The organism is Thermoproteus sp. CP80, from assembly GCF_002077075.2.
GTDB lineage: Archaea > Thermoproteota > Thermoprotei > Thermoproteales > Thermoproteaceae > Thermoproteus.
In genome coordinates this window covers 51,568-57,763 of record NZ_LCWM02000008.1, presented here as the reverse complement: position 1 = coordinate 57,763, position 6,196 = coordinate 51,568, and the positions used below count along the sequence as shown (strand labels likewise).

Here is a 6,196-nt window from a genome sequence, read left to right as displayed (position 1 = left end):
TTAGGGCCGTGGAGATCTACGTGGGGACCAGCGGCTGGATGTACGGCTGGAACCCGGACGGGTTGAGGTGGTATGCGGCCAACTCGGGCCTCAACGCCGTGGAGCTCAACGCCTCCTTCTACCGCTTCCCCCGGCGTATGCAAGTGGAGGCGTGGGCGCGGGAGGGGCGGGCGCTCCGTTGGGCCGTAAAGATACATAGATATTTGACCCACGTCAAGAGGCTTAAGGAGGACGCGATGGAGGTCTGGGCGAAGTTCCGCGACCTCTTCTCGCCGTTGGACCCCCTTATAGATTTCTATCTGGCCCAACTCCCCCCTTCCTTCGACAGAAGACCTGCCAACGTCGAGAGGTTGAGGAGGTTCGCCGAGGCGTCGGGGATCGGCGAAAGGCTGGCCGTGGAGTTCAGGCACGGGAGCTGGTTCGACGGGGAGACCGTCGACCTCTGCAGAGAGCTGGGCATAACCGCGGTCTCCGTCGACGAGCCCGGCGCCGCGTGGATCGTCGAAACCAACGGCGTGGTCTACCTCCGCATGCACGGAAGGACCGCGTGGTACGCCCACGAGTATACCGCCGAGGAGCTGGAGGAGACGGCCCGGCGCGTCCTCTCGCTGGGCCCCGAGAGGATCTATGTCTTTTTCAACAACGACCACTGGATGTTGGAAAACGCCCGCGCCATGTTGCGCCTCCTGAGGACGTAAAGAATTTATACGCGCGCCGGCCGGCGGCCATGGACTACATAAGGCTGGGCAAGACCGACATGAAGGTGTCCAGGGTAGGCCTCGGCGTGTGGCAGTTCGACGAAAACGCCTCCTCAGCCGCCTCGGTTCCATTAGCCCTCCTTCGCCTCGTCCGCGCCCTCGCCTGAGGGGGTGCTCCGCCGCGCGGAAAGGAGGTTGGGGAAAAAGAGGGGGTTATTCCCAGCCTGCCGGCTCCATGTCGATGTCGGCGGGCCTGCACTCGGCGGGGCGGAGCTCGCCGCGCTCGGCGGTGCAGCCCCCCGGGCGCCAGGGCATATCGCGGGGTCCCTGCGGCAGTCGTCCACGCAGCGCTTCATACATGCGGTATAACATCCCCCGAACGCATCCATGTCCTCATCCATGCACGTTCCGCGGTGCACCGCTAAGTTGAACCACCCCTCGACGGGTTCCCTCATGCCAACAGGGATTTCCTCCGGGAAGTCTTACAGGGAAGAACTTCCCTGTCAAGCTTCCCGAGGATTTCCCCTGTAAACGTCGGGAACGCCGAGGGGCGTGGAGCCGTGTCGGCGCAATGCGGAGCCGCGCATGGACGGGCGCCGTCGAGGCGCCGCCGGCGGACTCCGCCTCTCGGGGCGCAGGCCCGGCGGAGGGGGCGGCCCCCTTCCCCGCCCCTTTCCGCGCGGCAAGGCCCGGAGCGGCTGAATACGTCCTCGGCTTTAAATCTCCCTTTTGCCCCCTCCCCCTTCTCTTTCCTTCGATCTACAGGGAGCCCTCCGCAGAGCGTGCCCACAGGGGGCTAGCCCCCTGTCAACATTAATTCGGGGTTGCCCCTGCAAGCGCGCGGCCGAGGGCGGACGGGGCCCGCGGAGGCGCAGATGCTTCCTGCGGCCGACGCGCCGTGAAGGGGCCGGCCCAGACGGCGAATTCGATCAGCCGGACGCCCCGCATGCGCTACGGCTCGATTCGGCCGGACAACGGCGCATCGAATCAATTTAACGGCAACCTCCGATAGAGACATGGAGAGGAAATTCTCTATAGACGAACTTAGGCACCGCCTTGAGCTGGCCTTGAGGCCGGCCGAGCCGCCGACGGTGGAGGAGGTTCTGGCAACCGTAGAGAAGAACGGCAAGCTCCGCGGGCCGGCGGACTGGGCCTTCCCGGCGTGGATAACATACGTCGAATACGCGGCGCAGAGGATCGCCGAGGCGTTCCCGCTCACAGAGGAGGAGAGGAGGCAACTCTTCCACTTCAGAGACGCGATGAAGCAGTTATTGCTGGAGGCGCGGAGGCAGGCAAGAGAGAAGCTGACCGCGATATACAACGCAATTGCCGACGGCACCTACAGGATGGAGGGGAACAAGCTATACACGCCGGACGGGACGTGGATGTACATAGCCAAAGTAGCCGCACCGCAAATCACAATCCACGGCGTAAACACCTCGGTACGCTTCCCCGACATACTGAAGCTTCCGCGCGAGAGGTTGGAGTTGCTTCAGCTGGGCTGGAGGGCGAGCGATGAGGGCAATGTGGGCGGCCGTCCCCTCATGGGCACCACACAGCCTTGGCAAGTATTCGCTTGGGCCGTGACAAGGTATGGAGAACTTCACGTGCGCATCATTACAGTCAACTTAACGCGCAAGGGGGCAAGCGTAAATGTACATATCAAAGCGATGGATTGGAGACAAAAATGGGATAAGGCGGGGGCCATAGATCTAGTGGTGGACTACTTCAGGCATGGAGAGTGGGCACCCGTGTTAACAATGTGGCTAGGGGACGGGAAGAACATGCGAAAGAAAATCCTACATAATAAATATCGTCTGGTGATTGCGGCCAAGGAGCCTTGGAAGCTGAGTTCGAGGACTAACGGTGCAAACGAGGCCCTCGTAGCCACAGGCAAGGAGGCATTCAAGAGACTTAGAGAGGTAGCTGGCACATACAGCGTGTTGCTGGACCTGCTGAGGGCCCACAAGTGGATCGACGTGAAGCTGGCCACCGACGATGCCTTCAGAACGGCCTATAGGTTGAAGACGAAGAGGAGTATAGACGTCCTCAGGGAGGCGTATAACGGCGAAATCCCCACAGAGCAATCTTCACCCGCTGAGGTAGACAAACCGGAGAGAGGCGACGTGGTCGTGGCAGGCGTTGTAGCGTCCCTATGCCTCTCCAACGGTAGGGGCGGCTCGTTCTGCGCCAGACGCTACGTCCGCGATCTCGGGGAGGCGCTCGCTATCACCAAGAAGCTTGAGTCGGCCGGATTTAGGCCTAACGTGTATCGCGAACACTCCTACTACGTGGTATATATCAGTATGACCGATCTCTTGAGGTTGGCAGAGAGGGACGAAGCCGTCAAGAGGGTCATAGCGTTATATCTCGCCGATAAGGCGAAGAACGGTACACCGTGGCAAAGGGAGATCGCCGAAAAGATCCTGAAGAGACATCCCCTTTTTCTATTCAATATCGGTCAACATGTGATATGATCTCGGGGAAACAATAGGGGCATGGACTACGAGAGGGCCAAGGCCATAGTCGCCAAGGCCCACGAGCTCGGCATAAACTTCTTCGACACCGCCGCGGTCTACGGCAGGGGGAGGAGCGAGGAGTTTCTGGGCAGGGCTGTGAGGGAGCTGGGGCTGAGGGGCCACGTCTTCATAGCGACCAAGATACCGGGCGACTGGCACAGGAGGGCCGACGTGTTCAAGTCGGTGGAGAACCAGAGGAGGAGGCTTGGCGTAGACGCGATAGACTTGATCCAGCTCCACTGGCCCTCTTGCTGGCATAACGTGCCCATCTGCGAGACCATGAAGGCGCTTGAGGACCTCGTCGAGAGGGGCCTCGTGAGGCATATAGGCGTCAGCAACTACCCGCCCCAGCTGCTTGACGCCGCGAGGCGGTGCCTCTCGAAGGTCGACGTGGCGACGAGCCAGAATAGGTACAATCTGCTGGAGAGGGAGGCCGACAAGGAGCTCCTGCCCTATCTAAGGGGGGCCGGGATATCGCTGATCGCGTGGTCGCCGCTGGCCAAGGGAGCCGTCACGGGCAAGTACACGGCCGAGAACCTGCCGCCGTTCAACGACGTGAGGAGGAACGACCCGCTTTTCCAGCCCCACAACTTGAGGGAGGCGGAGCCGCTGATCGCCGAGGTGAGGAGGCTTGCCGGCAAGTACGGCAGGACGCCGGCCCAGATAGCGCTCAACTGGATGATAAGAGACCCGGCCATATACCCGATACCGGGCGCCAAGACCCCCGAGCAGGTGGCCGAGAACGCGGGCGCGGTCGGGTGGTCGCTCTCCGAGGAGGACTGGCAGAGGCTGGACAGAATAAGCAGGGAGGTCGCAGAGAGGATAAGCTACGTCACCTATTGAGCGAAGGGCGGATCCCCTCGGCCGCCCGCGGCTAGGGCGTCACGGCGGCGAGGACGGCCTTGGCCGTATGCATCCTGTTCTCCGCCTGGTCCCACACCACCGACCTCGGCCCGTCGATCACGTCGTCGGCGACCTCCATGCCCCTATGCGCCGGGAGGCAGTGCATGAAGAGGGCCTGCGGCCCCGCCGCCTCCATAACCGCCGAGTTCACCTGGTAGGGCCTCAGAAGCCTCTCCCTCTCCTCAGCCTCCTTCTCGAAGCCCATGGAGACCCAGACGTCGGTATACACGGCGTCTACGCCCCTCAAGTCCTCCAGGGAGTCCGTCTGGTAGACGCGCGCCCCGGTCCATCCCGCGTCCTCCGCCAGCTTGGAGACGTCGTTGCGCCACAGCTGTCTCGGCCCCACGAGCCTCACCTCCCAGCCCAGCTTGGAGCCTATGACCACCAGGCTGGCCGCCACGTTGTTCCCCACGTCGCCGACGAAGGCCACCTTCAGCCCCTGGAGCCTACCCCGCTTCTCCCAGAGGGTCAGGGCGTCTGCGAGGGCCTGGAGCGGGTGGAACCTATCGGAGAGCAGATTCAGGACGGGCACGTCCGCGTACTGGGCCAGCTCCTCCAGGGTCTCGTGTCTATAGACCCTCGCGGCTATCACTTGGGCGTAGCGCGAGAGGGTCCTGGCGGTGTCCGGGACGGTCTCCCCTCTGCCCAGCTGTAGCTCCTGGGGGTTCGCCACGATCACGTTCATGCCCAGCTGGTGGGCCGCGGCCGACGTGGAGACCCTCGTCCTCGTGGAGGGCTTCTCGAAGATAAGTACGGCGGTCTTGCCGAGGTGGATCGGCGTATATATCTCGCCGGCGTGGTACCTCGCCTTGAACTCCTTGGCCATCTCCAGCAACGCGACGACCTCGTCCGGCTTGAACTCGATCAACGTCAAGACGTCCCTCCCCCTAAACATATAGCGGTATATAGCCTATTTATTTATGCATTGATGCAGAGCCGGCCGCCGAGGCGACGGCCTCAGCCCAGCCCCAACGCCTTCCTGACGGCGGCCCAGGCCCTCTCGACGAGCTCGCCCGCCGGCCTCTCGAAGACGCCGAGGTCCGTCGCCGCTATGTCTATCAGAGACGAGCTGAACCTGTCGAAGAGGGGCACCTCGACGGATCTGCCCAAGGTCTCGACGGCTACTCTGTAGGGCTCCGGGCTGGGCAACGGCGCCGCTTTATAGCTCTCGAAGACCGCGACGGACGTCGCGCCTATAGACCTGGCGGTGGCCAACAGAGGGAGGGTCCCGACCTTATTGAAGGCGTAGCCGTCCGCGTAGAGGCCGTCGAGGCCCACCACGACGTAGTCGGGATGGACGGCGCCCATGGCCGAGTCGGGGATCGGCACTACGTCTACGTGTCTGCCGTACTCCTCGGCGGCCTCGGCGGCCTCCTCTCCAGGCCTCGACTCCAGCAGGTACAGACTGCGGATACAGCCGCGCCTCGCGGCGACGAAGTCCCCCACAGCGCGGGAGAAGCTTATAGTGGCGAAATCCGCGGGACACCTAAGGCCGAGGCTTGAGATAGTACGCCGTAAGTCCTCCTGGGCCTTATCCACGTAGGCGAGGAGCCTCTCGACGGCCGCCCCCAGCTCAACGCCGCGTCTGGCCGCCTCCTCGACCACGAGGGCTATGAGGTCCAGAGGCGCCATGCCCGGCCGCACCCGCCTCATCTCCTCGGCCGCCCTCTCCGGCGACTCCGCCTCGGCCAAGATGCGCAGGGCCTCCCTTAGATACCAGGAGGCGCCCCTCACGCGCTCGGACCTGAGCAGGTCCAACACTGGAGGGACGGGGCTTGAGCTAAAAAAACCCCGCGCGGGGCCGGGAAAAGGGATTATTTGAATATATAGAGCGTCCTCGGCCTCTCGCCCGGCTTTAGGGGCAGCAGCAACACGCCGAGCGCGAGGAGGGCCGCGTAGGCCAGCACCGAGCCTATAGCTATCTCCATCTGGGACGGAGCCGGGGCGTAGTGGATCGAGCCGACGCCGGCCCAGCCGCCGAGGCTGTAGGATATATGGGCCGTCTGCGGCTCTATTATCAAGTCGTATTTGTCGACGAAGCCGGCTACGACCACAAGCGCGGCGGCCAGCAGGGCC

The 6,196-nt window shown here is 63.1% G+C and carries 6 protein-coding genes and 1 pseudogene; 4 read left to right on the top strand and 3 right to left on the bottom strand.

The window, feature by feature from the left end; translation table 11 throughout:
* Nucleotides 1-8: 8 nt before the first annotated feature.
* The 4 genes from B7L68_RS02875 (at nucleotide 9) to B7L68_RS02865 (ending at nucleotide 4,060) form a co-directional block, all read left to right on the top strand.
* Nucleotides 9-698: a DUF72 domain-containing protein gene (locus B7L68_RS02875; RefSeq protein ID WP_238136294.1), complete on the top strand. Its 690-nt coding sequence runs from the start codon at nucleotides 9-11 to the stop codon at nucleotides 696-698.
* 29 nt (nucleotides 699-727) lie between these two features.
* A complete protein-coding gene (locus tag B7L68_RS08605) occupies nucleotides 728-865 on the top strand; it encodes a hypothetical protein (protein WP_162008395.1) in 138 nt (45 codons plus the stop codon).
* 849 nt (nucleotides 866-1,714) lie between these two features.
* Nucleotides 1,715-3,175 carry a hypothetical protein gene (locus B7L68_RS02870; protein ID WP_081246180.1) on the top strand — a complete coding sequence of 487 codons (1,461 nt, stop codon included), beginning with the start codon at nucleotides 1,715-1,717 and terminating at the stop codon, nucleotides 3,173-3,175.
* 21 nt (nucleotides 3,176-3,196) lie between these two features.
* Nucleotides 3,197-4,060 (top strand): aldo/keto reductase, encoded by an 864-nt coding sequence (locus tag B7L68_RS02865; RefSeq protein ID WP_081246179.1) that lies wholly within the window; start codon nucleotides 3,197-3,199, stop codon nucleotides 4,058-4,060.
* A 31-nt stretch (nucleotides 4,061-4,091) separates the two neighbouring features.
* Here B7L68_RS02865 and argF read toward each other — a convergent pair whose 3' ends face one another.
* The 3 genes and pseudogenes from argF to B7L68_RS02850 all read right to left on the bottom strand — a co-directional run.
* Nucleotides 4,092-5,015, bottom strand: coding sequence for an ornithine carbamoyltransferase (gene argF, locus B7L68_RS02860; RefSeq protein ID WP_081246178.1), 924 nt, complete (start codon nucleotides 5,013-5,015; stop codon nucleotides 4,092-4,094).
* A gap of 62 nt (nucleotides 5,016-5,077) precedes the next feature.
* Complete coding sequence (locus tag B7L68_RS02855) at nucleotides 5,078-5,881, bottom strand: initiation factor 2B (RefSeq protein ID WP_101958001.1); 804 nt, start codon at nucleotides 5,879-5,881, stop codon at nucleotides 5,078-5,080.
* Nucleotides 5,882-5,934: 53 nt separating this feature from the next.
* A pseudogene (locus B7L68_RS02850) lies at nucleotides 5,935-6,196 on the bottom strand (sulfide reductase); the annotation flags it as partial.

Coding starts and splice junctions, on each gene's coding strand:
- B7L68_RS08605 (WP_162008395.1), top strand. CDS start 728: ATGGACTACATAAGGCTGGGCAAGACCGACATGAAGGTGTCCAGGGTA.
- B7L68_RS02865 (WP_081246179.1), top strand. CDS start 3,197: ATGGACTACGAGAGGGCCAAGGCCATAGTCGCCAAGGCCCACGAGCTC.
- B7L68_RS02870 (WP_081246180.1), top strand. CDS start 1,715: ATGGAGAGGAAATTCTCTATAGACGAACTTAGGCACCGCCTTGAGCTG.
- argF (WP_081246178.1), bottom strand. CDS start 5,015: ATGTTTAGGGGGAGGGACGTCTTGACGTTGATCGAGTTCAAGCCGGAC.